Genomic DNA, 26,114 nt, shown 5'->3' with positions numbered 1-26,114 from the left:
CATGAAGCGGATCGTCGTGTTCGGACTGGGTTACAGCGCAAAGCGCATTGCCGCGGGGCTGGCTGCGGATGGCTGGGAGGTGATCTCGACCGGGCGCGACGGCACGCTGGGCTTCGGCGATTCGGCGCAAGTGCGCGTGGCGCTGGCCGACGCGGAGGCCGTGCTGTCCAGCGTTCCGCCCGATGGCACCGGCACCGACCCGGTGCTGGATGCCTACGGCGATGCGCTGGGCGCAAAAACGCTGGTCTACTTGTCCTCCACCGGGGTCTACGGCGACGCGGGCGGGGCGTGGGTGGACGAAAGCGCGCCGATCGCCGGGCGCCGCGGCGGGCGGAACGATGCCGACGCCTCCTGGCTGGCGCGCGGCGCGCGGGTGCTGCGCCTGCCCGGCATCTACGGCCCGGGGCGATCGATGCTGGAGCGCGTGCGCGAAGGCCGGGCCCACCGCATCGACCTGCCCGGACACGTCTTCAGCCGCATCCATGTCGGCGACCTGGCCGATGGCGCGGTGCGGGCGCTGGCGGCGCCGCCGGGCGCCTACAACCTTGCCGATGACGCGCCCGCATCGCAGAACGCCGTGGTCGAGGAAGCCTGCCGCCTGCTGGGCCTGCCGCTGCCGCCGCTGCAGGCGCTGGCGGAGGCCGCGCTCAGCCCGGCGGCGCTGGCCTTTTACGCCGAGAACCGCCGCATCGCCAACGGCAAGGCGCGCCGCGTGCTAGGCTGGTCGCCGCGCTACCCGTCGTTTCGCGAAGGACTGGCGGCGCTGCTTGCGGGCGAACGGGCGGGCGACAGCGCCAGCGCCAGCCCCGCGATCGCCACCACCGCGCCGGAGCCCGCCAGCAGCGACCAGCGGTAACCCTCGAACAGCGTCGACAGCGCCATCGCCACCACCGGCACGGCCACCCCGTTGTAGGCGGCGCGGCCCGGCCCCCAGCTGCGGATAAGGCTGAAATAGAGCGGGAAGGCCAGCACCGATCCGACCAGCGCCAGGTAAGCGACCCCGCCCCAGTAAGCCGGACGCGGGTCCAGCACTGGCGGCCCGTCCACGCACCAGGCGAAGGCGGCGTCGGCCAGCGCGCCGGCCAGCATCGCCCAGGCGATCACCGGGACCACCGGCTGCGCCCTGGCCAGCGGCGTTGCCTGCAGGATGTTGGCCACCGATGCCGACAGGATGCCGCACACGGTCAGCCCGACCCCCAGCGCGATGTCGGCGCCGGCCGGCGCCATGCGGAACTCGCGCAGCAGCAGCAGCGCGATGCCCACAAGCGCGATCCCCGTTCCGGCCAGGAACCGCCCGCCGATGGCATTGCCCAGCACCAGCCGTCCCAGCAGCGCGTTGGGCACGATCAGCAGCGCGAACAGCACCGCCACGATGCCCGAGGTGACGTGGCTTTCGGCGCGGTAGACGAACTGGAAATTGGACGCGAACTGGAACAGCCCGATGATCGCCGCCAGCGCGGTCACCCGCCCCGGCAGGCGCAGGCTTTCGCCCCGCACCAGCGCCAGCGTGCACATCCCCGCCGCCGCCAGCGTAAAGCGCCAGGTGACAGTCCACGATGGCGGCACTTCGCTGATCTGGTCCTTGATCACCAGCCAGGTCGAACCCCAGATCAGCGTGATCAGGACAAAGGACACCGCGGCCTTCCAGCCGCCGGGAAGCCGGCTCATCGCGGCGGCGCTGCGGGCGTCACAGCGCCGCCAGCGCGCGCGCCAGCGCGGCGACGTCGGCCTCGCGCGCGTTCCACGCGGTGACGAAGCGCGCCGCATCCTCGCCCCAGTCGTAAAAGCCGAAGCCCTGGCCGCGCAGCGCCGCGCGTTCGGCCGCGGACAGCGCCACGAACACCTCGTTGGCCTCGACCGGATGCAGCAGGCGTTCGGCAACCCCGCCGGCCAGTTCGCGCGCGGCGGCATTGGCGTGGCGGGCGTTGGCCAGCCACACGTCGCCGTCCAGCATGGCGTGGATCTGCGCGGCCAGGAACCGCCCCTTCGATTGCAGGTGGCCGGCGCGCTTGCGGCGATAGCGGGCCAGCCGGGCCGCGCCCTCGTCGAAGAACACGATCGCCTCGGCCCCCATGCCGCCGTTCTTGATGAACCCGAAGCTCAGCGCCGCGACCCCGTGCGTCAGCGCGCCCGGCGTCGCGCCCTGGAACGCCACCGCGTTGGCGAAGCGGGCACCGTCCATGTGCAGCGGCAGGCCGCGCGCGGCCGCGAAGGCGGCGATCGCGGCGACGTCGGCGGGCCCATAGGTGCGCCCGTACTCGGTCGCCTGCGTGATCGAGACCGCGTGCGGCTGGACCTGGTGAACGTCGTCGCGAACGGGATCGATCACTGCGGCGATGGCCGCCGGGGTCAGCATCGCGCCGTCGCCCTCCGCCAGCATCAGCTTGGCGCCGTGCAGGTAGAAGCCGGGCGCTCCGCCCTCGTCCATCTCGATATGCGCCTCGCGGTGGCAGACGACGCCGCCGTGCGGCTGCACCATCGTCGCCAGCGCCAGGCAATTGGCGGCGGTCCCGCTCGCCACCCACAAGCCCCACGCGGGCCGTCCGAACAGGTCGCTGAAACGTTCGTCCAGCGCCTGCGACAAGGCGTCGTTGTCATAGGGCGCCTGCGCGGCGTCGGCAGCCTGCATCGCCGCCCAGACGGCGGGGTGGACGGCGGCGGCGTTGTCGGAGAGGAACTGCATCGGCACCTGCTTTCGGCGGAACGCCTATGGGCGCGCCGCGTTAGCCGTCAAGCACACTGGAGGGGAATTGCCATGTCCGATGCCGCCGAGGTCACCATCACCCGCCACGATCGGGGCAGCGCCGGCGAATATCACGCCGAAGTCGCCGGCAGCAGCGCGATCGGCCGGCTTACCTGGGTCAAGCGCGGCGATGACCGCGTGGCCGAACACACGCTGGTCCCGCCCGAGATCGGCGGCCGCGGCGTGGCCGCCCGGCTGGTCGAAGCGATGGTCGCCGACGCAAGGACCGAGGGCTTCCGCATCGTCCCGGCCTGCAGCTATGTCGAGGCCGCGTTCCGCCGCCATCCCGAGTGGGCCGATCTGCGCGGCTGATGCCGGCAACCCGGCGTTAACCATCCGCGGGCAGCCGCGATTAACCGCATCGCGGCTATGAAGGCCCGGCAAGCGCGGGCCATGGGCGGCCCCGTTGAGGGCCAGGACGATGAAATACGTCGGTTATGCGTTCTTCGGCGTGCTGATGGTGGCGCTGTGGCTGAACCTTACCCCCAGCGGCAAGACCGCCAAGCGCCACTACATGGCGCAAGGGCACGACTACTACGCCAACTGAGCTGAGCCGCGCTCAACCCACCGGGCGCGGCACCATCGGCACGCCCGGCGCGCATTCCAGCGCCGCGCGGTCCCAGGCCGCCAGGTCCGCCGCCGCATCGTAAGTCGCCTGCAGGAACCGCAGCAGCTCGCCCGCCGGGTCGGCCGCGGTGCGGACCGCCTCGTACGGCAGCAGGAATTCGCCCAGCCCCGAATCGAAGCGGGCCGCGGCAACGCCGCCCGGCCGCTGGGCAAAGCCCGGCGGGGCGGGATAGGCGTAGGAATAGAACATCGCCTCGCCCACCGACGCGTCGCCGGGCCAGAACCCGGCCGAGGACACCTCGTGGCTATAGGCCTCGCGGGTGACGGTGTCGGGCAGGCCGGGCACGCCGCCGGGATGAACCGGCGCGCGGCGCCCGGAAAACCGCGTCACCGCCAGGTCGAACGAACCCCAGAACAGGTGGACGGGCGAAACCTTGCCGATGAAGCCGGTGCGAAACGCCTGGAACACGCCGGACACCGACTGCAGCGCGCGGTGATAGCGGCTTACGGCCGCAGGGTCGTACGGGCGGAGCGCCGCGTCGTCGGCGAAGCGGACCGGGTTTGGCACTTCGCTGGGGAAGGCGCCGATCGCCATGCGCCCGCCCAGTCCTTCGACCAGCGCTGTCGTCCGGGCGAGGAAATCGCGCACGCTCATCGGCTCCAGCGCGAAGCTGTCGCGCCGCTCGGCGGTCTCGGCTTCCAGCACGTGGTCCCTGAAATCGAACGTCAGCGTCACCGTCCGCTCGCCGTCCGGCACCGGCCCGGTGGTGAGGCCGCGCGGCGTCACGTAAAGCGTCGCGTGCCAGGAATGGTTGAGCCAGGGGGTATGCGACAGCCGGTACTTTCCGGCGATCTGCACCCACAAGTGCAGCGCGGCGCAGGTATCGGACCATGCGCCATAGGGCAGCTCCGGCCATGCCGCCGCCCTCACCGCCGATTCGTCCATGAGGTGTCCTTCGCCTTGCCGCTGCTGCGCCCGCGAAATCCTGCGCTTCGCGGCGATTGCTGGCAAGATGGGCGGGCAGGCCGGGCGAGCCCGCCCCCTTTGCGGGGGGCGGGCTCAAGCCGTTGTGGCGGGGGAAATGGTGCTGCTGGGGAGGATTGAACTCCCGACCTCAGCCTTACCAAGGATGCGCTCTACCACTGAGCTACAGCAGCGGACCATTTCGGCCGCGACCGGGCGGGGCGATACGGCCCGGCCCGATGGCAGGCGCGCGCTTTGGCGGCGCCCCCCGGCTTTGTCAACCGCGCTGGACGGTGGCGGGGCTTGAGCGCGCGGGCCGGCGGTGGCATCGGCATTGCGATGGCCGACAAGCAAGCCCCGACGCGCGAGGAACGCCTGGCCGCCCGCCTGCGCGAGAACCTGCACCGCCGCAAGGCGCAAGGCCGCGCGCTGGCGCAGGAGACGCCGCCCGCCGCGCCCGGCGCCGCGCCGCCCGCGCCCCTTTCCAAAGACCGGCCGGACAGCTAGGGCCCGGCCCATTCCGCCGCATCACAGGGGAGCGATTGCGTGCCGCGCCTGATTCTCGTCCGTCATGGCCAAAGCCAGTGGAACCTTGAAAACCGCTTCACCGGCTGGTGGGACGTCAACCTTACCGCCAGGGGCGAGGACGAGGCCCGCGCCGCCGGCGCGCTGCTGCTGGACAAGGGGATGCTCCCCGACGCGGCCTTCACCTCGCTCCAGACCCGCGCCATCCGCACGCTGCATATCGCGCTGGAAGGCTGCGACCGCCTGTGGATCCCCGAGACCAAGGACTGGCGCCTGAACGAGCGGCACTACGGCGGCCTCACCGGGCTGGACAAGGCGGAAACCGCCGCCCGCCACGGCGACGAGCAGGTCAAGGTCTGGCGCCGCAGCTTCGACATTCCGCCCCCGCCGCTGGCGCCGGGCGGCGAATTCGACCTTGCTTCGGACCCGCGCTACGCCGGGATCGCGGTGCCCGATACCGAAAGCCTGAAGGACACCATCGCCCGCGTCCTGCCCTATTACGACAGCGCGATCGCGCCGGTGCTGCGGAGCGGCCGCACGGTGATCATCTCCGCCCACGGCAATTCGCTGCGCGCGCTGGTCAAGCACTTGTCGGGCATTTCCGATGCCGAGATCACCGGGCTGGAAATCCCGACCGGCCAGCCGATCGTCTACGAGCTGGACGACCGACTGGGCGCGCGCGAACGCTATTACCTGTCGGAGCGCTGAGATGAGCGCCGCCCCGCAGGTCGCGATCGTCATGGGCAGCCAGAGCGACTGGGCGACGATGCGCCGCGCTGCCGAGGCGCTCGACGCGCTGGGCGTCGCTTACGAAGCGCGGATCGTCTCGGCCCACCGCACCCCGCAGCGGCTGGTCGAATTCGCGCAAGGCGCCGAGGGCGAGGGGTTCAGGGTCATCATCGCCGGGGCGGGCGGCGCCGCGCACCTGCCCGGCATGATTGCCAGCATGACGCCCCTGCCGGTGCTGGGCGTGCCGGTCCAGTCCAAGGCGCTGTCGGGCCAGGATTCACTGCTGTCGATAGTGCAGATGCCCGCGGGCATACCCGTCGGCACGCTCGCCATCGGCGAGGCCGGGGCAACCAACGCCGGGCTGCTGGCCGCCGCGATCCTGGCGCTGAGCGACGCGCCGCTGGCCGACCGGCTCAAGGCCTGGCGCGCGGCGCAAAGTGCCGGCGTCGCCCACCGGCCCGAGTAAGGCGCGGTGCGCTGCGCACAGGCGCGCTCAGGCGCGGCGCAGTTCCAGCGTCCGGCTTGCCATTTCGCGCCACAGGTTGGTGGTATCGCCGTTGAAGGCCGCCGCCTGCGCGGTGAAATCGGCGTTGAGCCGGTCTTCGAGGTCCAGCCACATCGCGGCGAAATCGGCACGGCGATCGGCCGGGATGGTCTTGGCCAGCGCCTTCATGCTTTCCAGGTTCTCGTAACGGTCGCCCTCGGCAACCAGCCCGGCGGCCGCGATCATGCGGTCAGCATCGGGCTTCCTGACGGTGGCCTGGAACTGGCCGGTCAGGCCGACCCGCGGCAGCACCGGGGCAACCGCGTTGCGCGCCGCGGCCAGCAGGCTGCCGGGCTCGCGGAAATGACCGTCGTCGTAATTGAGGAAAAAGCGCCCCTCCGGCTTCAGCAGCCGCGCGGCGTGGGCCAGGTAGCTCTTGCGGTCCCAGACATGCTCGAACACCGAGAAGCTGACGATCACGTCGACCGGCTGGGTGATCGCGGAAGGATCACCGTCATGGATGGTCGCCGCCGGCACCGCCTGGCGCAGCGCCGCCACGCTGGGGCCGTGCGGTTCGTAGCAGACCAGCGTGATGTTCGGGCACAGCTTCAGCGTCTCGGCCCAGCCGGCGCCGCGCCCGGCGCCGAAGTCGAACACCGTCAGCGGCCCATCGGTAGCGGCCAGGCGTTCGACGATGCGCATCTTGGCGGCGTTGCCGTACCATGCCATCGCCGCGGCGGACGGGTGCTGCAGCGGCGGGCGAATCGCGTCGGCGACGGTGTGCTTGGTATCGTCCATGGCCGGCGTGCTAGTGATTCCAACGTGGCGGGACAATGACTTGGCTATGATTAACCCCGGCGGCACAATCGGCATCCTGGGCGGCGGCCAGCTCGGCCGGATGCTGGCGATGGCGGCGGCGCGGCTCGGCTACCGCTGCCACGTCTACGCGCCCGAAGCCGATTCGGTCGCGGCCGAGGTCAGCGCCGCCTTTACCTGCGCCGCGTGGGACGATGCCGCCGCGCTGGCCGCCTTCGCCGCGGCCTGCGACGTGGTGACCTACGAGTTCGAGAACGTGCCGGTCGCCCCGCTGGCGGCGCTGGCGGGCACGGCCCTGCACCCGCACCCGCGCGCGCTGGAAACCGCGCAGGACCGGCTGGCCGAAAAGACCTTCGCGCGCGCCCACGGCGGCACCCCGGCGCCGTTCATGGCGGTGGACACGGCGGCGGACCTGGCCCGCGCGGTGGCAAAGATCGGCGCGCCCGGCATCCTCAAGACCCGGCGCGACGGATATGACGGCAAGGGCCAGTGGCGCATCGCCGCGCACGAGCCCCTGCCCGACCTGCCCGCCGGCACCCCGCTGATCTACGAAGGCTTCGTCACCTTCGAAGCGGAATTCTCCGTCATCCTGTGCCGCGCCGCCGATGGCCGGACGGTGTTCTGGGACAGTGCCGAGAACACCCATGTCGGCGGCATCCTGTCCGCCTCCACCCTGCCCGCCTCGCCCGCCGTGGCCGCGCAGGTGCCGGCGGCGCGCGCGCTGGCCGGGCGGCTGGCCGATGCGCTGGGCTATGTCGGGGTGATGACGGCGGAATTCTTCGCCACCGCGCAAGGGCCCGTCTTCAACGAGATGGCCCCCCGGGTGCACAATTCGGGCCACTGGAGCATCGAGGGCGCGGTCACCAGCCAGTTCGAGAACCACGTCCGCGCGATCCTGGGTCTGCCGCTGGGCGATACCGCGCTGGCAGGACGCGCGGTGCGCATGGACAACCTGGTGGGCGAGCAGGCGAACGACTGGGCCGCGACCCTGGCCGATCCGGCCGCGCACCTGCACCTTTACGGCAAGGGCGAACCCCGCCCGGGGCGCAAGATGGGCCACGTCACCCGGGTCACCCGGTGATGGGGCGCGATGTCGTGGCGATCCTGGCCCGCGCCGCCAACGGGACCATCGGCGCAGACGGCACGCTGCCCTGGCGCCTGCCCGCGGACCTCAAGCGCTTCAAGGCCCTGACGCTTGGAAAAGACGGTGGCGGAACGGCGATGATCATGGGGCGCAAGACCTTCGACAGCTTGCCCGCGCCGCTGCCCGGCCGCCGCCATATCGTGCTGACCCGCGACAGGGCGTGGCAGGCCGATGGCGCGGAACCGGCCCATTCGGCGCAGGCCGCGCTGGCGCTGGCGGGCGCAGGCCCGGTCAGCGTGATCGGCGGCGCGGAGATCTACCGCCTGATGCTGCCGCACCTGACCCGCATCGAGCTGACCGAAGTCCACGCCGATGTCCCCGGCGATACGGTGGTCCCGCCGTTCGGGCCCGAGTGGCGCGAGACCGCGCGCGAGGAACACCCGGCCGAGGGGCGCCGCCCGGCCTATGCCTTCGTCACGCTGGCACGGACGGACGCGGCGGCGTGACCATCCCCGTCCTCGATCACCGCGACACGGTGCCAGCCGCCTTGCGCGGCGCGGTCTATGCGCTGGGCAATTTCGACGGTTTCCACCTGGGCCACCAGGCCGTGGTCGGTGCCGCGGTGCAGGCGGCCCGCGCCGCCGGGCGCCCCGCCATCGTCGCCACCTTCGATCCGCATCCGATGCGGCTGTTCCGCCCCGATGCGCCGCCGTTCCGCCTGACCACGCTGGCGCAGCGGGCCGAGCTGTTCGCAGCTGCCGGCGCCGCCGCGATGCTGGTGTTCCATTTCGACGCCGCGCTGGCAGCGCTGAGCGCGGGCGAATTCGCCGCGCTGCTGGCCGGGCCGCTGGCCGCCAGCGGGGTGGTGACGGGAGAGGATTTCACGTTCGGCAAGGGCCGCAGCGGCGATACCGCCGCGCTGGCCGCGCTGGGCGCGCAGGCCGGGTTCTTCGCCCGCACGGTCGGCCCGGTCAGCGATGCGGGCGGGCCGATATCGTCAAGCCGGATCCGCGCCGCGCTCCAGGCCGGCGATTGCGAGACCGCCACCCGCCTGATGACGCGCCCGTTCACGATTCGCGGGCCCGTGGTGCACGGCGCGAAGCTGGGCCGCAGCATCGGCTATCCCACCGCCAACCTGGACATGGGCAATTACCTGCGCCCGGCTTACGGCATCTACGCGGTCACCGCGCGGCTGCCCGGCGGCAGCGTGGTGCCCGGCGCCGCCAACCTGGGCATCCGGCCCACGTTCGAACCGCCGGTTGAACTGCTCGAAACCTTCCTGTTCGACTGGTCGGGCGACCTTTACGGGCAGGAGATCGCGATCGCGCTGCACCGCTACCTGCGCCCCGAGGCGAAGTTCGACAGCCTTGAAGCGCTGACCGCGCAGATGGACGCCGACTGCGCGCGGGCGCGGGCGCTGCTGGCGGACGCGTAACGGGGTCTTTGCGCGGACGCGGCAATCCTCTAACGCGCCGCGCTATGAGCGACCTTCCCGACTACAAAGACACCGTCTTCCTGCCGAAGACCGACTTTCCGATGAAAGCCGGCCTGCCGCAGAAGGAGCCGGGCATCCTGGCAAAGTGGGAAGCAGAAGGGCTCTATGCCAAGCTGCGCGAAGCGCGCGCCGGGCGCGAAAAGTTCATCTTCCACGATGGCCCGCCTTACGCCAACGGCGCGATCCACATCGGCCACGCGCTGAACCACACGATCAAGGACATGGTCTGCCGCACCCAGACGATGCTGGGCAAGGACGCGCCCTACGTTCCCGGCTGGGATTGCCACGGCCTGCCGATCGAATGGAAGGTCGAGGAACAGTACCGCAAGGCCAGGAAGAGCAAGGACGACGTCCCGCTGCTCGAATTCCGCGCCGAATGCCGCGCTTATGCCCAGCACTGGGTCGACGTGCAGCGCGAACAATTGAAGCGCCTTGGCGTGCTGGCGGACTGGGACAATCCCTACCTGACGATGCAGCCGGAGAGCGAGGCGACCATCGTCGCGGAACTGCTCAAGTTCGCGGAAAGCGGCCAGCTTTACCGCGGCGCCAAGCCGGTGATGTGGAGCCCGGTCGAAAAGACCGCGCTGGCCGAGGCCGAGGTCGAGTACGAGGAGATCACGTCAACCCAGATCGACGTGGCGTTCGAGATTGTGGAGAGCCCGATTGCCGAGCTGGTCGGCGCCCATGCGGTGATCTGGACGACCACGCCGTGGACGATCCCGGTCAACCAGGCTTTGGCTTATGGGCCGGAGATTGAATATGTCCTCCTTTCGGTCACAGCCGACACACCCGGAACTGGTGGAAAAGGCGACAAGCGGGTCAACGAAGTGCTGGCAGCAGCAGGACTCCCGTTCCACACCAATCGCATTTCCAAGTTTCTTGTCGCGAAGGAATTGGCAACTTCCTTCGCTGATCGCCTTAACAAGGTAGCTAAGGCGCTCGACTACGGTGATGCCAGCGCGCCCTCACTCCAAGAGTACATCGATCCATACTCAGATAGGGATGCGTCGATCTCAGGCTCCGATCTCGCCGGTACCGTCGCTCGCCACCCGATGCACCACCTCGGCGGGTTCTTCGCCGCGCCGCGGCCGTTCCTTCCGGGCGAATTCGTCACCACCGACAGCGGCACCGGGCTGGTCCACATGGCGCCCGATCACGGCGAGGACGACTTCGACCTCTGCAAGGCGCACGGGCTGAACCCCAAGTTCGCGGTCGAGGCCGACGGCAAGTACCGCGAGGACTGGCCTTGGCTCGGCGGGCAAGGCAGCGTCATCAATCCCAAGTTCAACGCCCCCGACGGGCCGATCTGCGCCGACTTGCGCGAAAGCGGCGGTCTCTTGGCGGCCAGTGCCGATTACAAGCATTCCTACCCGCACTCGTGGCGCTCGAAGGCCAAGGTCATCTACCGCTGCACCCCGCAGTGGTTCGTCCCGATGGACAAGATCATCGACCGGACCGTGCCGCGCTGCGCCGACGAGGCCGCGATCCGCGCCGCGCAGGGTGACGGCGAGACGCTGCGCGAGGTCGCCATGCGCGAGATCGAGCGGGTCAGGTTCACCCCCGAAAAAGGCCGCAACCGCATCGGCTCGATGGTGTCGGGCCGGCCCGACTGGGTGCTGAGCCGCCAGCGCGCCTGGGGCGTGCCGATCACCCTGTTCGTGGGTCGCAAGAGCGGCGAATACCTGGTCGATGCCGAGGTCAACGCCGCCATCGTCGCCGCCGTGCGCGAACAGGGGATCGACGCCTGGACGCCCGAAACCGCGCACCGCTTTTTGACGGACCGGTACGATCCCGCCGAGTGGGAAGCCGTGCCCGACATCCTCGACGTCTGGTTCGATAGCGGCACCAGCCACGCGTACGTGCTCGATTCGGGGCGCTGGCCGGAACTGAGCTGGCCGGCCGACATCTATGTCGAAGGCAGCGACCAGCATCGCGGCTGGTTCCAGTCCAGCCTGCTGGAAAGTTGCGCCACCCGCGGCCGCGCGCCTTACGATGCGATCCTCACCCACGGCTTCACGATGGACGCCAAGGGCCTGAAGATGTCCAAGTCGCTCGGCAACACGGTCGATCCCAACACGGTCATGGAAACCTACGGCGCCGACATCATCCGGCTGTGGGCGCTGTCGGTCGACTTCACCGAGGACCACCGCATCGGCGACGAGATCCTGAAAGGGGTCGCCGACCAGTACCGCAAGCTGCGCAACACCTTCCGCTACCTGCTCGGCGCGCTCGACGGGTTCGATTACGATACGGAAAGCGTCGGCTTCGAAGCGATGCCAGAACTTGAACGCTACGTACTGGCCAGGTTGAACCTCTTGTACGCCGAGATCACGCGCGCGATCGAGACGTACGATTTCAACGAGTATGTCCGCGCGCTGGTCGATTTCTGCAACGAGGACCTCAGCGCCTTCTACTTCGATATCCGCAAGGATCGGCTCTATTGCGACGATCCGGCGGGCACCGAACGCCGCGCCACCCGCACCGTGATGGACATCCTGTTCCAGGCGCTGGTCCGTTTCGCCGCGCCGGTGCTGGTGTTCACCGCCGAGGAAGTCTGGACCACCCGCTTTCCGGATCGCGGATCGATCCACTTGCAGGAATTCCACCCCCTGCCCGCCGAATGGAGCGATCCCGCGCTGGTCGAACGCTTTGCGCAACTGCGGACCTTGCGCACCGCAGTGACCGAAGCGATCGAACCGCTGCGGCGGGAAAAAGCAGTCCGTTCCGGGCTTGAGGCGCAAGTCGTCGTGCCCGCCGAAGCGGTGCCCGAAGGCTTTTCCGACGCCGCCCTGGCCGAGCTGTTCATCACCGCGTCAGTCACCCGCGCGCAGGGCGCGGACGTGACCGTGACCCGCACCGAAGACGCCAAGTGCGGCCGCTGCTGGCGGCTCCTGCCCGACGTGCCGGAAGATGGCGCGCTGTGCGGCCGCTGCGCGGAGGTGGTGGCATGAGCACGGTCAAGAGCCGCCGCACCGCCGGCCTGTTCCTCGCCGCGGCGATCTTTGCGGTCGACCAGCTGGTCAAGTGGACGGTCGCCCACCCGCTGATGCTGCGCGAGCGCGGCACGATAGAGATCGTCCCGTTCTTCCGCCTGGCCTGGACAGAGAACAACGGCATCTCGCTGGGGTTGCTGTCGGCCGAGACCGAGACCGGGCGCTGGCTGCTGGTGGCGATGACGGGACTGGTCGCGGCGGTGGTGCTGGTCTGGCTGCTCAAAGAGCGCCTGATGCCCGAAATCGCCGCACTGGGCGCGGTGCTGGGCGGGGCGCTTGGCAACATCGTCGACCGCATCCAGCACGGCTACGTGGTCGATTACGCCGATCTCCATTTCGGCGAATTTCGCCCCTTCATGGTCTTCAACCTTGCCGACGCGGCGATCAGCCTGGGGGTGGTCTTTATCCTTGCCCGCTCGCTGCTTTCGCGCGACAAGCCCGCCAAACCCGACACCCCCGTTACGGAAAATGGCGCCGCGGCGCCGTCCCCGGAGAGCCAATGATGCGTTCCAAACCTGCCCTGATCGCCGCCGCCGCCGCCGGCTCCATGCTGCTGTCCGGCTGCGGTGCCGGCAGCCTGTTCAACCGCAATCGCCCGGACGAGTTCGCGGTCCAGCGCCAGGCCCCGCTGGTGGTCCCGCCCGATTTCGCGCTCAGCCCGCCGCAGCCCGGCGCCCCGCGCCCGACCGATCAGTCGAGCCAGCAGCAGGCCCTCGAAGCGCTGTTCGGCCCGCCCGCCCCGCGCAGCCAAGTGGAAACATCGGCGCTGATGAAGGCCGGCACCGCCGCCCCCGCGATCCGCTCTACCGTGGGCGATCCGGGCACCTTCACCGTCGCCAAGGGCGCCGTGACGCGCGACATCGTCGCCGCCCCGCAGGGTGACCAGTCGGCCGCGCAGACCAACATTCCCACCGCCTGATCGGCGACCGGGGCAGGGCGGCGCTCCGTCCCGGAGACTTTCTGAGCGTTATTCCGCCTCGACCTTGCGGCGCGGGCGCTCGCATGTGGCCAGCAGCTTGTCGATCTTGCGGCCGTCCATGTCGACGACCTCGAACCGCCAGTCCTGTTCGGTGAAGTGTTCGCCTTCGGCCGGCAGCCGTTTGAGCACGCTCAGCACATAGCCGGCGGCGGTCGCGTAATCGCGGTCGTCGGGAAGGTCGAGGCCGAGCCGGTCCGCCAGTGCGTCGGCCGGCAGGGCGCCCGCAATCAGCAGCGAACCATCGTCACGTTCGACGATCATCGGGCCGTCGCCGGCGTCGGCATGGCTGGCGAAGCTGCCGACGATCGCCGACAGCAGGTCGGCCGGGGTGACGACGCCTTCGAGATGGCCGTATTCGTCGTGGACCAGCGCCATCCCCACCCCCGATTGCTGGAGCAGGCGCAGCGCGTCCATCGCGTCGAGCTGGTCGGGCACGATCTCGGCCTTCCGGATCATCCGCCCGATCTGCAGCCGCCGCCCCGCCAGCAGCGCGGCCTGGACGTCCTTGACCTTGATCACGCCGACGATGTTGTCGGGGCTGCCGTCGGCGACCGGCAGCAGCGAGTGCGGCGTCGCCTTGAGCGCGGCGCGAATCTCGTCCTCCTTGGCCTTGCGATCGATCGTGTCGAGCTCGGTGCGCGGGGTCATCAACTCGCGCACCGGGCGGTCGGCCAGGCGCATGATGCCGGTCATGATGACGCGCTCGTCCTCCTCGATCGCGCCGGACCGGGTCGCCTCTGCCATGATGACTTGCAGCTCCTCGGCCGTCACCGCGTGATCGCCGGAATGGCTGGCGCCGAGCAGGCGCAGGATCAGCTGCGAGGAGCGGTCGAGCAGCCACACGAACGGCGCGGTGACGCGCGCCAGCATCGCCATCGGCGGCGCCGCCAGCTTGGCGATCGGTTCGGCCGCGCGCAGCGCCAGCTGCTTTGGCACCAACTCGCCGATGACGAGGCTGAGATACGTGGTGACGACGATGGCAACTGCGAAGCCGGCCTCCGGGGCGTACTTTGCAGGCACGCCCAGCGCCGCCAGCCTTTCACCGATCGGGCCCCCAAGGCTCGATCCCGAATAGGCACCGGCGATGATGCCGACCAGCGTGATGCCGGTCTGCGCGGTGGAAAGGAACTTGCCCGGGTTGCCGGCCAGCGTCAGCGCCACGCGGGCACCGCGGCTGCCGCGTTCCGCAGCGACCTTGAGCCGCGCCGGGCGCGACGAGACGATCGCCAGTTCGGACATGGCGAAAACGCCGTTGAGCAGGATCAGGCCGATGATGACGAGGACATCGGTCCAGGGAAAAGGTGCCACGCCGGTCCGCTAGCAGATGTGCGGGGCCGCGCGAAGCCCCGGGTCGGTGCGCGGCAAGGGAACAACCCGGCAGGCGACACGTTCCCCGGTGGTTCCGCGCTCGTGCCACGGCATGGGCCGGCCATGCCCCATGGGAAAAAGGATTTCGCCTCATGTTCAAGTCACGCATCCTGCTTTCGAGCGTCGCCGCCTTTTCGCTGGTCTCGGTCTCGGCCTGCGTCACCGACCCCAACACCGGTGAAAAGAAGATTTCCCGTACCGCTGTCGGCGGCCTTGGCGGCGTGCTGGCCGGCGGCCTGCTGGGCGGCCTGATCGGCGGCAAGACCGGCCGTATCGTCGGCGCTGTCGCGGGCGGCGCGGTCGGCGGCTACGTCGGCTACAAGATGGACCAGCAGATCAAGGAACTGAAGGAATCGACCGCCGGTTCGGGCGTCGACGTGACCTCGACCGACAACGGCAGCGCGATCCTGGTCAACCTGCCCGATGGCGTGACCTTCGCCACCGGAAGCTATTCGATCAACCCGGCGTTCCAGGCCACGCTCAACAACGTGGCCGACAGCCTGGTCAAGTATCCGAACAGCCTGATCGACGTCTACGGTTACACCGACACCGTCGGCTCGGCTTCGACCAACCAGCGCCTGTCGGAGCAGCGCGCGCAGGCGGTCGCCAATTACCTGACCAGCCGCGGCGTGCCCACCAGCCGCATCCGCTGGCAGGGCTTCGGCGAGACCGGCCTGGCCGTCCAGACCGGCGACAACGTCAACGAGCCGCGCAACCGCCGCGTCGACATCAAGATCGTCCCGCTCACGCAGGCCGAGATCGACGCTGCCAAGAACCAGTAAGCGCACAGTCCCCGGACACGAGGAAGCCGGCCCCGCAAAGGGCCGGCTTCTTTTTTGCGTGCGGCGAAAGCGTCAGTCGGTCTCGAAGGACAGCAGGTCACCGGGCTGACATTCGAGCGCCGCGCAGATCGCCTCAAGGGTGGAGAAGCGGACCGCGCGCGCCTTGCCGGTCTTGAGGATCGACAAGTTGGCGAGCGTGATGTCGACCTTTTCCGCCAGTTCGGTCAGCGTCATGCGGCGGGCGTGGAGAAGGTCGTCGAGCTGGACGGTGATCGGCATCAGATCGTCCCCTCCAGTTCGTCGCGCATCAGCGCGCCCTGGCGGAACACCCGCGCGAGGATGAACAACACCAGCACCAGCACGACCCCGCCCAGAGAGAACCCGAAATCGTCGTCCAGGCGCGCATGGCCGCTTTGCTCGATCAGCCCGGACAGCCACACCAGGACCAGCCCCAGCGGGATCGACAGGACTTGCCCGGCCAGCGCCATCCAGCCCATGCGCGACAGCCGATCGGCGTTTTCGACGATGAAGGGATCGCCTGCCGCCACGGTGGCGACGATGCGGCGCAGCACGACCAGAAACCAGATCGCCAGCGCCAGCAGCACCGCAACGACGGAGATCAGCGCACAGACGCTTAGGAAGAAGTCCGGCGCGACGATCCTGGTGCCGTTGCGCGCCAGCTCGGCGGCGATGCGGGTCTGGTTGAAGATCATGGCCGGCAGCGCGATGGCGAGTGCGCCGATGCCTACGCCCAGCGCCCCTATGCACACGGTTATGAGAACGCGGGCGCCTGCCAGCAGCGGGTCTTTTATCGTGAACGGCATCTCGGCTCTCCCTGTCGGTGGCGTGCTCAGACGAGCACGGGTGCGGCGATGGCGTCAGGCGCCGCGGCAGCCGGAACGGCGACGGTGGGGAGCCACAGCGCCGCCAGCATGATGGCGGCGAAGACGGTGGCGGCGGAACGGGAGGTAGCGGTCATGTCATTGTTCTCCGATATGGTCGATATCGATATTCAATAATAGCGATTCGCCATATCGTCAATCGATAATATCGAAAAACGATAATGGGGTCATGCTGGCTTGCAGGTGCTGCACGACGGGGCGCCGCGACCGTCTGCTCGGCCGGCGGGTTTGACTTGGCGGGGGGCACTCCCTATATGCGGCCCTCGCTCGGTCGCTTCGAGCAAGACCGGCCCATGCGCGGGGGCCGATCCGGGAAGGAAGCGGATCCGGGTTTGCCAACCGATGCAAAAGGCTGCGGGCCGCCCCCGAAAGGGGTGCTTTTGCCCTGCGGCCTTTTCGCGTCTTTCGGCATGATCGCCCGCGCTACAGACCAGTTTTCCGCCGGTTTCCCGGCCCGATGAAAGAGGCAAGACCCCTCATGGCGAGCAAGGCCCTCACTCCTGCCAGCACCTATCGCGGCGGCGCCAAGACGCGCATTCGCAAGATCTTCGGCGACATCCACGAAGTGGTGAAGATGCCGAACCTGATCGAGGTGCAGCGCGAATCGTACGAGCAGTTCCTGCGCTCCGATCCGGCCACCGGCTACGTCTCGGGCCTGGAAAAGACGCTGCGCTCGGTGTTCCCGATCCGCGACTTCGCCGGCACCAGCGAACTGGACTTCGTTCATTACGAGCTGGAAGACCCCAAGTACGACACCACCGAGTGCCGCCAGCGCGGGATCACTTACGCCGCGCCGATGAAGGTCACGCTGCGCCTGATCGTGTTCGAGGTCGACGCCGAGACGGAAACCCGTTCGGTCCTCGATATCAAGGAACAGGACGTCTACATGGGCGACATGCCGCTGATGACGGACAACGGCACCTTCATCATCAACGGCACCGAGCGCGTCATCGTTTCGCAGATGCACCGTTCGCCGGGCGTCCTGTTCGACCATGACCGCGGCAAGACGCACTCGAGCGGCAAGTACCTGTTCGCCGCGCGCGTCATTCCGTATCGCGGCTCGTGGCTGGACTTCGAATTCGACGCCAAGGACATCGTCAACGTCCGCATCGACCGCAAGCGCAAGCTGCCGGTCACCGCGCTGCTGCACGCGCTGGGCCTGGCGGACGAGGACATCCTCAACCACTTCTACCAGACCATCACCTGGGTGCGCGGTGCCAGCGGCTCCGGCGACGGCTGGCGCGTTCCCTTCGCGGCCGAGCAATGGCGCGGTTCCAAGCCGACCTTCGACATCGTCGACGCCAAGTCAGGCGAGGTCGTGTTCGCCGCCGGCCAGAAGATCAGCCCCCGCGCTGCCACCAAGGCGGCCAAGGACGGCCTGGCCGAGCTGCTGATCCCGACCGAGGAAGTGTTCGGCCGCTATGCCGCGCACGACCTTATCGACGAGAGCACCGGCCGCATCTGGATCGAGGCCGGCGATGAAGTCAGCCCCGACAACCTGGCCGCGCTCGACGCCGCCGGGGTCGATCGGCTCGAACTGCTCGACATCGACCACATCTCGACCGGTCCGTGGATCCGCAACACCCTGAAGGCCGACAAGGCCCCCGACCGCGACCACGCGCTGGCCGACATCTACCGCGTCATGCGCCCGGGCGAGCCGCCGACGCGCGAGACCGCCGAGGCGCTGTTCGAAGGCCTGTTCTTTGACGGCGACCGCTATGACCTGTCGGCCGTCGGCCGCGTCAAGCTGAACATGCGCCTTGGCCTGGATGCCGAGGACACCGTCACCACGCTGCGCACCGAAGACATCCTCGCGGTGGTCAAGGAGCTGGTCGACCTGAAGGACGGCAAGGGCGAGGTCGACGATATCGACAACCTCGGCAATCGCCGCGTCCGCTCGGTCGGCGAGCTGCTCGAGAACCAGTACCGCGTCGGCCTGCTGCGCATGGAGCGCGCGGTGAAGGAGCGCATGAGCTCGGTCGACGTCAGCACCGTGATGCCGAACGACCTCATCAACGCGAAGCCTGCCGTGGCCGCGGTGCGCGAGTTCTTCGGATCGTCGCAGCTGTCGCAGTTCATGGACCAGACCAACCCGCTGTCGGAAGTGACCCACAAGCGCCGCGTCTCGGCGCTCGGGCCGGGCGGCCTGACCCGTGAGCGCGCCGGCTTCGAAGTCCGCGACGTTCACCCGACCCACTACGGCCGCATCTGCCCGATCGAGACGCCCGAAGGGCCGAACATCGGCCTGATCAACTCGCTGAGCACGTTCGCCCGCGTCAACAAGTACGGCTTTATCGAGACGCCGTACCGCAAGGTCATCGACGGCAAGGTCACCGGCGAGGTGGTCTATCTTTCCGCCATGGAAGAGCAGAAGCACGTCGTCGCCCAGGCCTCGGCCGAGCTCAACAAGGACGGTTCGTTCGTCGAGGAGCTGGTCTCGGCCCGCGACAGCGGCGAATTCGTGATGAGCCCGCGCGACCTGGTTACCCTGATGGACGTTTCGCCCAAGCAGCTGGTCTCGGTCGCCGCGTCGCTGATCCCGTTCCTGGAAAACGATGACGCCAACCGCGCGCTGATGGGATCGAACATGCAGCGCCAGGCGGTGCCGCTGGTTCGCGCCGAGGCGCCGTTCGTCGGCACCGGCATGGAAGGCACCGTGGCGCGCGATTCGGGCGCCGCGATCTCGGCCCTGCGGGGCGGCGTGGTCGACCAGGTCGACGCCACCCGCATCGTCATCCGCGCGAGTGGCGACATCGAGGCCGGCAAGTCCGGCGTCGACATCTATCGCCTGCAGAAGTTCGAGCGTTCGAACCAGTCGACCTGCATCAACCAGCGTCCGCTGGTGAAGGTGGGCGACGTGGTCGACACCGGCGACATCCTGGCCGACGGTCCCTCGACCGAGTTCGGCGAGCTGGCGCTGGGCCGCAACAGTCTCGTCGCGTTCATGCCGTGGAACGGCTACAACTACGAGGACTCGATCCTGATCTCCGAGCGGATCGTCAAGGACGACGTCTTCACGTCGATCCACATCGACGAGTTCGAAGTCATGGCCCGCGACACCAAGCTGGGGCCGGAAGACATCACCCGCGACATCCCCAACGTCGGCGAGGAAGCGCTGCGCAACCTCGACGAGGCGGGCATCGTCTACATCGGCGCCGAAGTGCACCCGGGCGATATCCTGGTGGGCAAGATCACGCCCAAGGGCGAAAGCCCGATGACGCCTGAGGAAAAGCTCCTGCGCGCCATCTTCGGCGAAAAGGCCAGCGACGTGCGCGACACCTCGCTGCGCCTGCCGCCGGGCGTGTCGGGCACGATCGTGGACGTGCGCGTCTTCAACCGCCACGGCATCGAGGTCGACGACCGTACCCGTGAAATCCAGGCCAAGGAAACCGAACGCCTGGCCAAGGACCGCGAGGACGAGCGTTCGATCCTCAACCGCGCCACCTACAACCGCCTGCGCGACATGCTGGTGGGCCAGGTGGCGTCGGCGGCGCCCAAGGGCTTCAAGAAGGGCGACACCATCAGCGAGGAGAACCTTGCCGAGGTCGAGCGTCACGAATGGTGGAAGTTCGCGGTCGCCGACGACCGCGTGCAGGGCCAGCTCGAAGCGGTGAAGACCCAGTACGACGAGACCGTCAAGGCGATCCAGGACAAGTTCGAGGATCGCAAGGAGAAGCTGGAGCGCGGGGACGAACTCGCCCCCGGCGTGCTCAAGATGGTCAAGGTCTTCGTCGCGGTGAAGCGCAAGCTGCAGCCGGGCGACAAGATGGCCGGCCGCCATGGCAACAAGGGTGTCATTTCGCGCATCCTGCCGGCCGAGGACATGCCGTTCCTGGAGGACGGGACCCCGGTCGACATCGTGCTCAACCCGCTGGGCGTGCCAAGCCGCATGAACGTCGGGCAGATCTTCGAGACCCATCTGGGCTGGGCCGCGCGCGGCCTGGGGCAGCAGATCGCCGCCAGCCTCGAGACCTGGCGCGAAGCCAACCCCAACCCGCCGGCCGACAAGGCGCCGCAGGTGGTCATCGACACGCTCAAGGACATCTACGGCGAAAACTACTACGCCGAGATCGACGATCGTTCGCCCGCGGACGTGATCGAGCTGGCCGAGAACCTCAAGGCCGGTGTCCCGATGGGCACCCCGGTGTTCGACGGCGCGCGCGAGAGCGACGTGTCGGCGATGCTGGCGAAAGCCGGGTACGACACCAGCGGGCAGGTCACCCTGTTCGACGGCCGCACCGGCGAGGCGTTCGACCGCAAGGTGACCGTGGGCTACATCTACATGCTCAAGCTGCACCACTTGGTGGACGACAAGATCCACGCGCGTTCGATCGGGCCCTACAGCCTCGTCACTCAGCAGCCCCTGGGCGGCAAGGCCCAGTTCGGCGGCCAGCGCTTCGGCGAAATGGAGGTCTGGGCGCTCCAGGCTTACGGCGCCGCCTATACTCTGCAGGAAATGCTGACGGTGAAGTCGGACGACGTGGTCGGCCGCACCAAGGTCTACGAGGCGATCGTCAAGGGCGACGACACCTTCGAGGCCGGCATTCCGGAGAGCTTCAACGTGCTCGTCAAGGAAATGCGCAGCCTGGGCCTGAACGTCGAACTGTCCTCGCTCGCCAGCGACGAGGATGACGACGGTTACGCCGAGGCAGCCGAATAACGGGCTTGCGGGCGGTCCTCAGGGGCCGCCCCTTCCCCGCAGCCCCTCAGAATTCACCCGTAAGGGACAAAGACCATGAACGACCTGACCAAGTTCACCAACCAGATGGCGAAGCCCGAAACCTTCGACCAGATCCAGATCGGCCTCGCCAGCCCCGAGCGTATCCGCTCGTGGTCGTTCGGCGAGATCAAGAAGCCGGAAACGATCAACTACCGGACCTTCAAGCCCGAGCGCGACGGCCTGTTCTGCGCCCGCATCTTCGGGCCGGTGAAGGACTACGAGTGCCTGTGCGGCAAGTACAAGCGCATGAAGTACAAGGGCGTGGTCTGCGAAAAGTGCGGCGTCGAAGTGACCGTCACCAAGGTCCGGCGCGAACGCATGGGCCACATCGAACTGGCCGCCCCGGTCGCGCACATCTGGTTCCTCAAGAGCCTTCCCTCGCGCATCGGCCTGCTGCTCGACATGCAGCTCAAGCAGCTTGAGCGCGTGCTCTACTTCGAATCGTACATCGTCATCGAGCCGGGCCTGACCCCGCTCGAAAAGTACCAGCTCATCACCGAGGACGAACTTTACGAGTACCAGGACGAGTACGGCGAAGACGCGTTCAGCGCCGGCATCGGCGCCGAGGCGGTCAAGCACATGCTGATGAGCCTGGACCTGGTCCAGGAAAAGGAAGACCTTCTCAAGGAGCTGTCGGAAACCAAGTCCGAGCTGAAGCCCAAGAAGATCATCAAGCGCCTCAAGGTCGTCGAATCGTTCATCGATTCGGGTAACCGCCCGGAATGGATGATCCTGGAAGTCGTGCCGGTCATTCCGCCCGAACTGCGCCCGCTGGTGCCGCTCGACGGCGGCCGCTTCGCGACGTCGGATCTCAACGACCTCTACCGCCGCGTCATCAACCGCAACAACCGCCTGAAGCGTCTGATCGAACTGCGCGCGCCGGACATCATCGTCCGCAACGAAAAGCGCATGCTGCAGGAAGCGGTCGATGCGCTGTTCGACAACGGCCGCCGCGGCCGCGTCATCACCGGCGCCAACAAGCGTCCGCTCAAGTCGCTGTCCGACATGCTCAAGGGCAAGCAGGGCCGCTTCCGCCAGAACCTGCTCGGCAAGCGCGTCGACTATTCGGGCCGTTCGGTGATCGTCACCGGTCCGGAACTCAAGCTGCACCAGTGCGGCCTGCCCAAGAAGATGGCGCTCGAGCTGTTCAAGCCGTTCATCTACGCCCGCCTCGACGCCAAGGGTCTGTCGATGACCCTGAAGCAGGCCAAGAAGTGGGTCGAGAAGGAGCGCAAGGAAGTCTGGGACATCCTGGACGAGGTGATCCGCGAGCACCCGGTGCTTTTGAACCGCGCGCCGACGCTTCACCGCCTGGGCATCCAGGCGTTCGAGCCGGTCCTGATCGAGGGCAAGGCAATCCAGCTGCACCCGCTCGTCTGCTCGGCCTTCAACGCCGACTTCGACGGTGACCAGATGGCCGTCCACGTTCCGCTGAGCCTCGAGGCGCAGCTGGAAGCGCGCGTGCTGATGATGTCCACCAACAACATCCTCAGCCCCGCCAATGGCAAGCCGATCATCGTGCCGTCGCAGGACATGGTCCTGGGGCTGTACTACCTGTCGATGGACCGCCCCGGCGAGCCGGGCGAAGGCATGGCCTTTGCCGACATGGCCGAAGTGCACCAGGCGCTCGAGATGAAGGCGGTGACGCTGCACTCGAAGATCCAGGCGCGCGTCCCGCAGACCGACGAACAGGGCAACGAGTACCTGAAGCGCTTCGAGACGACGCCGGGCCGCATGCTGCTGGCCGAATGTCTGCCGAAGTCGCACACGGTGCCCTTCGACGTCGTCAACCGCCTCCTCACCAAGAAGGAAATCGGCGACGTCATCGACCAGGTCTACCGTCACACCGGCCAGAAGGACACGGTGCTGTTCGCCGACGCCATCATGGCGCTTGGCTTCCGCCACGCGTTCAAGGCCGGCATCAGCTTCGGCAAGGACGACATGATCATCCCGGACAGCAAGGACGGCATGATCGAGGAAACCAAGAAGCTGGTCGCCGACTATGAGCAACAGTACCAGGACGGCCTGATCACCCAGCAGGAAAAGTACAACAAGGTGATCGACGCGTGGAGCCGTTGCGGCGACACCGTGGCGAACGCCATGATGGACGAGATCCGGGCCGAACCGGTCGATCCCGACACCGGCCGCCTCAAGCCGATCAACTCGATCTACATGATGAGCCACTCGGGCGCGCGCGGTTCGCCGACGCAGATGAAGCAGCTCGCCGGCATGCGCGGCCTGATGGCCAAGCCGTCGGGCGAGATCATCGAGACCCCGATCATCTCGAACTTCAAGGAAGGCCTGACCGTCCTTGAATACTTCAACTCGACTCACGGCGCCCGCAAGGGCCTGGCCGACACCGCGCTCAAGACGGCGAACTCGGGCTACCTGACCCGCCGCCTGGTCGACGTGTCGCAGGACTGCGTGGTCGTCATCGACGACTGCGGCACCGAACGGGCGCTGGAAATGCGCGCGATCGTGCAGGGCGGCAGCGTGATCGCCTCGCTCGCCGAGCGCATCCTGGGCCGCACCCTGGCCGAGGACGTCGCCGACAAGGACGGCACCGTCATCGTCAAGGACGGCACGCTGCTGGACGAAGCGGCGGTCGCCAAGATCGAGGCCGCCGGCGTCCAGGCCGCGCGCATCCGCTCGCCCCTCATCTGCGAGGCGGAACAGGGCGTGTGCGGTACCTGCTACGGCCGCGACCTGGCGCGCGGTACGCCGGTCAACATCGGCGAGGCTGTCGGCGTGATCGCCGCGCAGTCGATCGGTGAGCCCGGCACCCAGCTGACGATGCGGACCTTCCACATCGGCGGCGCGGCGCAGGTCAACGAAACCAGCCACCTGGAAGCGATCGCGGACGGCACGGTGGAATACCGCGACATCCCGACCATCGTCGACAAGCGCAACCGTCGCCTCAGCCTGGCCCGCAACGGCGAGATCGTGGTGATCGACACCGACGGGCGTGAGCGCGCCATCCACAAGGTGCCGTACGGCACCGTGCTGCTGCACGAGAACGGCGGCAAGGTGAAGGAGGGCGAACGCCTGGCCGAGTGGGATCCGTTCACCCTGCCGATCATCACCGAGACCAGCGGCGTGGTGAAGTACCAGGATCTGATCGAAAGCCGCACGATGGAAGAGCGGGCCGACGAGGCGACGGGCATCACCCAGCGTATCGTCACCGAGAACCGCACCACCAGCCGCGCCAAGAAGGAGGACCTGCGTCCCCGTCTGACCCTGCTGGACGGCGATTCGGGCGAGGCCGCGCGCTACATGCTGGCGCCGGGCACCTCGCTTTCGGTCGAGGACGGACAGACGGTCGAAGCGGGCGACATCCTTGCCCGCGCCAGCCGCGAAGCCGCCAAGACCCGCGACATCACCGGCGGTCTGCCGCGCGTTGCCGAGCTGTTCGAGGCCCGCAAGCCGAAGGACAACGCGATCATCGCCAAGACCAGCGGCCGGATCGAGTTCGTTCGCGACTACAAGGCCAAGCGCAAGATCGCGATCGTTCCGGAAGAGGGCGATCCGGTGGAATACCTGATCCCCAAGGCCAAGGTGATCGACGTCCAGGAAGGCGACTGGGTCAAGAAGGGCGACAACCTGATCTCGGGCTCGCCCGATCCGCACGACATTCTCGAGGTCCTGGGCGTCGAAGCCCTGGCCGAGTACCTCGTCGCGGAAATCCAGGAAGTCTACCGACTCCAGGGCGTGAAGATCAACGACAAGCACATCGAGGTGATCGTTCGCCAGATGCTGCAGAAGGTCGAGATCACCGACGGCGGCGACACCGTGCTGCTGGCCGGCGAACAGGTCGACCGCGAGGAGATGGACGAGGTCAACGCCAAGCTGGCCCCGAACCAGAAGCCCGCGGAAGGCAAGCCGGTGCTGCTCGGCATCACCAAGGCCTCGCTCCAGACGCGTTCGTTCATCTCGGCGGCCTCGTTCCAGGAAACCACGCGCGTGCTGACGCAGGCGGCGGTCGAAGGGAAGAAGGACACGCTGATCGGGCTCAAGGAGAACGTCATCGTCGGCCGCCTGATCCCGGCCGGTACCGGTGCAGGCATGAACCGCATGCGGGTTGCCGCCAGTGGCCGCGACGCGGCGCTGCGGGCCTCTTACCGCAAGCTGCAGGAAGCGCTGATCGCGCCGAATTCGGCCGAGGAAGAGCATGCTGCCGAACTGGCGCAGGGGCCCGAAGCCGCGATTGGCGACGATGCCCTGGCCCGGGTCGAGGGTGAAACCCACGGCACCGATGCCGATGCGGGCGATTACCTGAACGCCGAGGCTGCCGACGGCGCCGAATAAGCGCGGTCACAAGCACATCGAAGGGCCCGCCGGAGCGATCCGGCGGGCCTTTTCGCATTCGGGCATTTACATATGCGACCCTCGCGAACGCTTTAGCGCAGCCGTGGCATCGCTGACGGCATGGGACATCTCAAGCCACGCGAGCCACGCACCGCGGTGCTGCTGCCCGCGCAGATCAACACCGGCACCGGCTGGGGCGCGGTAACGATCTGCGACGTGTCGGCGCGCGGCCTGTCGCTGCGCGCAACCGATCCGCCGCCGCGCGGCAGCTTCGTGGAACTTCGCCACGAAGGGCTGTCGATCGTCGGCCAGGTGCGCTGGACGGCGGGCAGCAAGTGCGGGGTCCAGGCGCGCGAGCGGATCGCGCTGTCGGCCCTCTTGGGCGCCGATGCGCCGGTGGCGGCGGCGGTGAAGCGCAGCGCGGTCGTGCCCAACCCGTTGCTGCCCGCGCCATATCCCGCCGGGTCCGAAGCCGCCGCCCGCCACCGCCGCGCTGGACAGGCGCTGGAATGGATTTCGCTGGTCGCGGTCGGCCTGCTGGCGGCGGGCGCCATCGCGGTGTCCGTGCGTGCGACGCTGGTGGCACCGTTCGAGCAAGTCCGCGCGGCGATGTCGCCGCCGCCGCGCTAGCCGGCCCGTCCCGCCATTGCCGCGCCCG

23 protein-coding genes, 1 tRNA gene and 1 pseudogene are annotated in these 26,114 nt (G+C 68.3%); 16 read left to right on the top strand and 9 right to left on the bottom strand.

Translation table 11 applies throughout. The features are described from left to right. Nucleotide 1 precedes the first annotated feature (1 nt). Nucleotides 2-856 carry an SDR family NAD(P)-dependent oxidoreductase gene (locus ACOYW6_RS12120; RefSeq protein WP_423141568.1) on the top strand — a complete coding sequence of 285 codons (855 nt, stop codon included), beginning with the start codon at nt 2-4 and terminating at the stop codon, nt 854-856. Here ACOYW6_RS12120 and ACOYW6_RS12115 read toward each other — a convergent pair. Both ACOYW6_RS12115 and ACOYW6_RS12110 read right to left on the bottom strand, forming a co-directional pair. Continuing rightward, nucleotides 850-1,668, bottom strand: a pseudogene (locus ACOYW6_RS12115) (DMT family transporter); the annotation flags it as partial. The gene ACOYW6_RS12120 and the pseudogene ACOYW6_RS12115 overlap by 7 nt on opposite strands. Before the next feature lie 19 nt (nt 1,669-1,687). Next, the gene (locus tag ACOYW6_RS12110; protein WP_423141567.1) at nt 1,688-2,683 is read right to left on the bottom strand and encodes a threonine aldolase family protein; all 996 of its coding nucleotides are present in this window, start codon (nt 2,681-2,683) and stop codon (nt 1,688-1,690) included. 72 nt (nt 2,684-2,755) lie between these two features. Between ACOYW6_RS12110 and ACOYW6_RS12105 the strand changes: the two genes are divergently transcribed. Both ACOYW6_RS12105 and ACOYW6_RS12100 read left to right on the top strand, forming a co-directional pair. After that, nucleotides 2,756-3,055, top strand: a complete 300-nt coding sequence (locus ACOYW6_RS12105) for a GNAT family N-acetyltransferase (protein WP_423141566.1) — start codon at nt 2,756-2,758, stop codon at nt 3,053-3,055. A gap of 109 nt (nt 3,056-3,164) precedes the next feature. Beyond that, nucleotides 3,165-3,290, top strand: a complete 126-nt coding sequence (locus ACOYW6_RS12100) for a hypothetical protein (RefSeq protein WP_423141565.1) — start codon at nt 3,165-3,167, stop codon at nt 3,288-3,290. Between the two features lie 12 nt (nt 3,291-3,302). Here ACOYW6_RS12100 and ACOYW6_RS12095 read toward each other — a convergent pair whose 3' ends face one another. Both ACOYW6_RS12095 and ACOYW6_RS12090 read right to left on the bottom strand, forming a co-directional pair. Continuing rightward, nucleotides 3,303-4,256, bottom strand: a complete 954-nt coding sequence (locus ACOYW6_RS12095; RefSeq protein WP_423141564.1) for a DUF5996 family protein — start codon at nt 4,254-4,256, stop codon at nt 3,303-3,305. Between the two features lie 137 nt (nt 4,257-4,393). After that, nucleotides 4,394-4,468: transfer RNA gene (locus tag ACOYW6_RS12090), tRNA-Thr, on the bottom strand. Nucleotides 4,469-4,613: 145 nt separating this feature from the next. Between ACOYW6_RS12090 and ACOYW6_RS12085 the strand changes: the two genes are divergently transcribed. Genes ACOYW6_RS12085 through purE form a run of 3 tightly spaced genes read left to right on the top strand, consistent with a single transcriptional unit; the run spans nt 4,614 to nt 5,994 of the window. Next, nucleotides 4,614-4,781 (top strand): hypothetical protein, encoded by a 168-nt coding sequence (locus ACOYW6_RS12085; RefSeq protein ID WP_423141563.1) that lies wholly within the window; start codon nt 4,614-4,616, stop codon nt 4,779-4,781. Nucleotides 4,782-4,820: 39 nt separating this feature from the next. After that, nucleotides 4,821-5,507 carry a 2,3-diphosphoglycerate-dependent phosphoglycerate mutase gene (gpmA, locus tag ACOYW6_RS12080; RefSeq protein WP_423141562.1) on the top strand — a complete coding sequence of 229 codons (687 nt, stop codon included), beginning with the start codon at nt 4,821-4,823 and terminating at the stop codon, nt 5,505-5,507. 1 nt (nt 5,508) lies between these two features. Continuing rightward, the gene (purE, locus tag ACOYW6_RS12075) at nt 5,509-5,994 is read left to right on the top strand and encodes a 5-(carboxyamino)imidazole ribonucleotide mutase (RefSeq protein WP_423141561.1); all 486 of its coding nucleotides are present in this window, start codon (nt 5,509-5,511) and stop codon (nt 5,992-5,994) included. Nucleotides 5,995-6,021: 27 nt separating this feature from the next. Here purE and ACOYW6_RS12070 read toward each other — a convergent pair whose 3' ends face one another. Beyond that, a complete protein-coding gene (locus ACOYW6_RS12070) occupies nt 6,022-6,810 on the bottom strand; it encodes a class I SAM-dependent methyltransferase (RefSeq protein WP_423141560.1) in 789 nt (262 codons plus the stop codon). Nucleotides 6,811-6,856: 46 nt separating this feature from the next. On the opposite strand from ACOYW6_RS12070, the gene ACOYW6_RS12065 reads away from it, so the two are divergent. From ACOYW6_RS12065 to ACOYW6_RS12040, 6 genes are read left to right on the top strand one after another with little or no spacing between them, the layout of a single operon-like run. Further along, nucleotides 6,857-7,909, top strand: coding sequence for a 5-(carboxyamino)imidazole ribonucleotide synthase (locus tag ACOYW6_RS12065; RefSeq protein ID WP_423143126.1), 1,053 nt, complete (start codon nt 6,857-6,859; stop codon nt 7,907-7,909). Then, nucleotides 7,909-8,418: a dihydrofolate reductase gene (locus ACOYW6_RS12060; protein ID WP_423141559.1), complete on the top strand. Its 510-nt coding sequence runs from the start codon at nt 7,909-7,911 to the stop codon at nt 8,416-8,418. Before ACOYW6_RS12065 ends, ACOYW6_RS12060 begins: the two co-directional genes overlap by 1 nt. Then, entirely contained in the window at nt 8,415-9,347 is a 933-nt protein-coding gene (locus ACOYW6_RS12055) for a bifunctional riboflavin kinase/FAD synthetase (protein WP_423141558.1), read from the top strand. The genes ACOYW6_RS12060 and ACOYW6_RS12055 overlap by 4 nt, the downstream gene beginning before the upstream one ends. Nucleotides 9,348-9,391: 44 nt before the next feature. Further along, entirely contained in the window at nt 9,392-12,358 is a 2,967-nt protein-coding gene (gene ileS / locus ACOYW6_RS12050) for an isoleucine--tRNA ligase (protein ID WP_423141557.1), read from the top strand. Then, a complete protein-coding gene (lspA, locus tag ACOYW6_RS12045) occupies nt 12,355-12,903 on the top strand; it encodes a signal peptidase II (RefSeq protein WP_423141556.1) in 549 nt (182 codons plus the stop codon). The genes ileS and lspA overlap by 4 nt, the downstream gene beginning before the upstream one ends. Further along, complete coding sequence (locus tag ACOYW6_RS12040) at nt 12,903-13,319, top strand: DUF3035 domain-containing protein (RefSeq protein ID WP_423143125.1); 417 nt, start codon at nt 12,903-12,905, stop codon at nt 13,317-13,319. The genes lspA and ACOYW6_RS12040 overlap by 1 nt, the downstream gene beginning before the upstream one ends. 48 nt (nt 13,320-13,367) lie before the next feature. On the opposite strand, the gene ACOYW6_RS12035 is transcribed toward ACOYW6_RS12040, so the two are convergent. Next, on the bottom strand, nt 13,368-14,687 hold the full coding sequence (locus ACOYW6_RS12035) for a hemolysin family protein (RefSeq protein ID WP_423141555.1): 1,320 nt from the start codon (nt 14,685-14,687) through the stop codon (nt 13,368-13,370). Between the two features lie 152 nt (nt 14,688-14,839). Between ACOYW6_RS12035 and ACOYW6_RS12030 the strand changes: the two genes are divergently transcribed. Further along, entirely contained in the window at nt 14,840-15,529 is a 690-nt protein-coding gene (locus ACOYW6_RS12030) for an OmpA family protein (protein ID WP_423141554.1), read from the top strand. A 72-nt stretch (nt 15,530-15,601) separates the two neighbouring features. On the opposite strand, the gene ACOYW6_RS12025 is transcribed toward ACOYW6_RS12030, so the two are convergent. From ACOYW6_RS12025 to ACOYW6_RS12015, 3 genes are read right to left on the bottom strand one after another with little or no spacing between them, the layout of a single operon-like run. Further along, entirely contained in the window at nt 15,602-15,808 is a 207-nt protein-coding gene (locus ACOYW6_RS12025) for a helix-turn-helix domain-containing protein (RefSeq protein WP_423141553.1), read from the bottom strand. Beyond that, on the bottom strand, nt 15,808-16,353 hold the full coding sequence (locus ACOYW6_RS12020) for a DUF2975 domain-containing protein (RefSeq protein WP_423141552.1): 546 nt from the start codon (nt 16,351-16,353) through the stop codon (nt 15,808-15,810). The genes ACOYW6_RS12025 and ACOYW6_RS12020 overlap by 1 nt, the downstream gene beginning before the upstream one ends. 26 nt (nt 16,354-16,379) lie before the next feature. Beyond that, nucleotides 16,380-16,508, bottom strand: a complete 129-nt coding sequence (locus tag ACOYW6_RS12015) for a hypothetical protein (RefSeq protein ID WP_423141551.1) — start codon at nt 16,506-16,508, stop codon at nt 16,380-16,382. A 401-nt stretch (nt 16,509-16,909) separates the two neighbouring features. Between ACOYW6_RS12015 and rpoB the strand changes: the two genes are divergently transcribed. From rpoB to ACOYW6_RS12000, 3 genes are all read left to right on the top strand, one after another. Continuing rightward, nucleotides 16,910-21,091: a DNA-directed RNA polymerase subunit beta gene (gene rpoB, locus ACOYW6_RS12010; RefSeq protein WP_423141550.1), complete on the top strand. Its 4,182-nt coding sequence runs from the start codon at nt 16,910-16,912 to the stop codon at nt 21,089-21,091. Between the two features lie 75 nt (nt 21,092-21,166). Beyond that, on the top strand, nt 21,167-25,456 hold the full coding sequence (rpoC, locus tag ACOYW6_RS12005) for a DNA-directed RNA polymerase subunit beta' (RefSeq protein ID WP_423141549.1): 4,290 nt from the start codon (nt 21,167-21,169) through the stop codon (nt 25,454-25,456). A 120-nt stretch (nt 25,457-25,576) separates the two neighbouring features. Then, entirely contained in the window at nt 25,577-26,086 is a 510-nt protein-coding gene (locus tag ACOYW6_RS12000) for a PilZ domain-containing protein (protein WP_423141548.1), read from the top strand. Nucleotides 26,087-26,114 lie beyond the last annotated feature (28 nt).

It is taken from the genome of Parablastomonas sp. CN1-191 (assembly GCF_049354825.1).
GTDB lineage: Bacteria > Pseudomonadota > Alphaproteobacteria > Sphingomonadales > Sphingomonadaceae > Novosphingobium.
The sequence above is the reverse complement of the archived record's forward strand: the minus strand, read 5'-3'. Positions and strand labels throughout refer to the sequence as shown.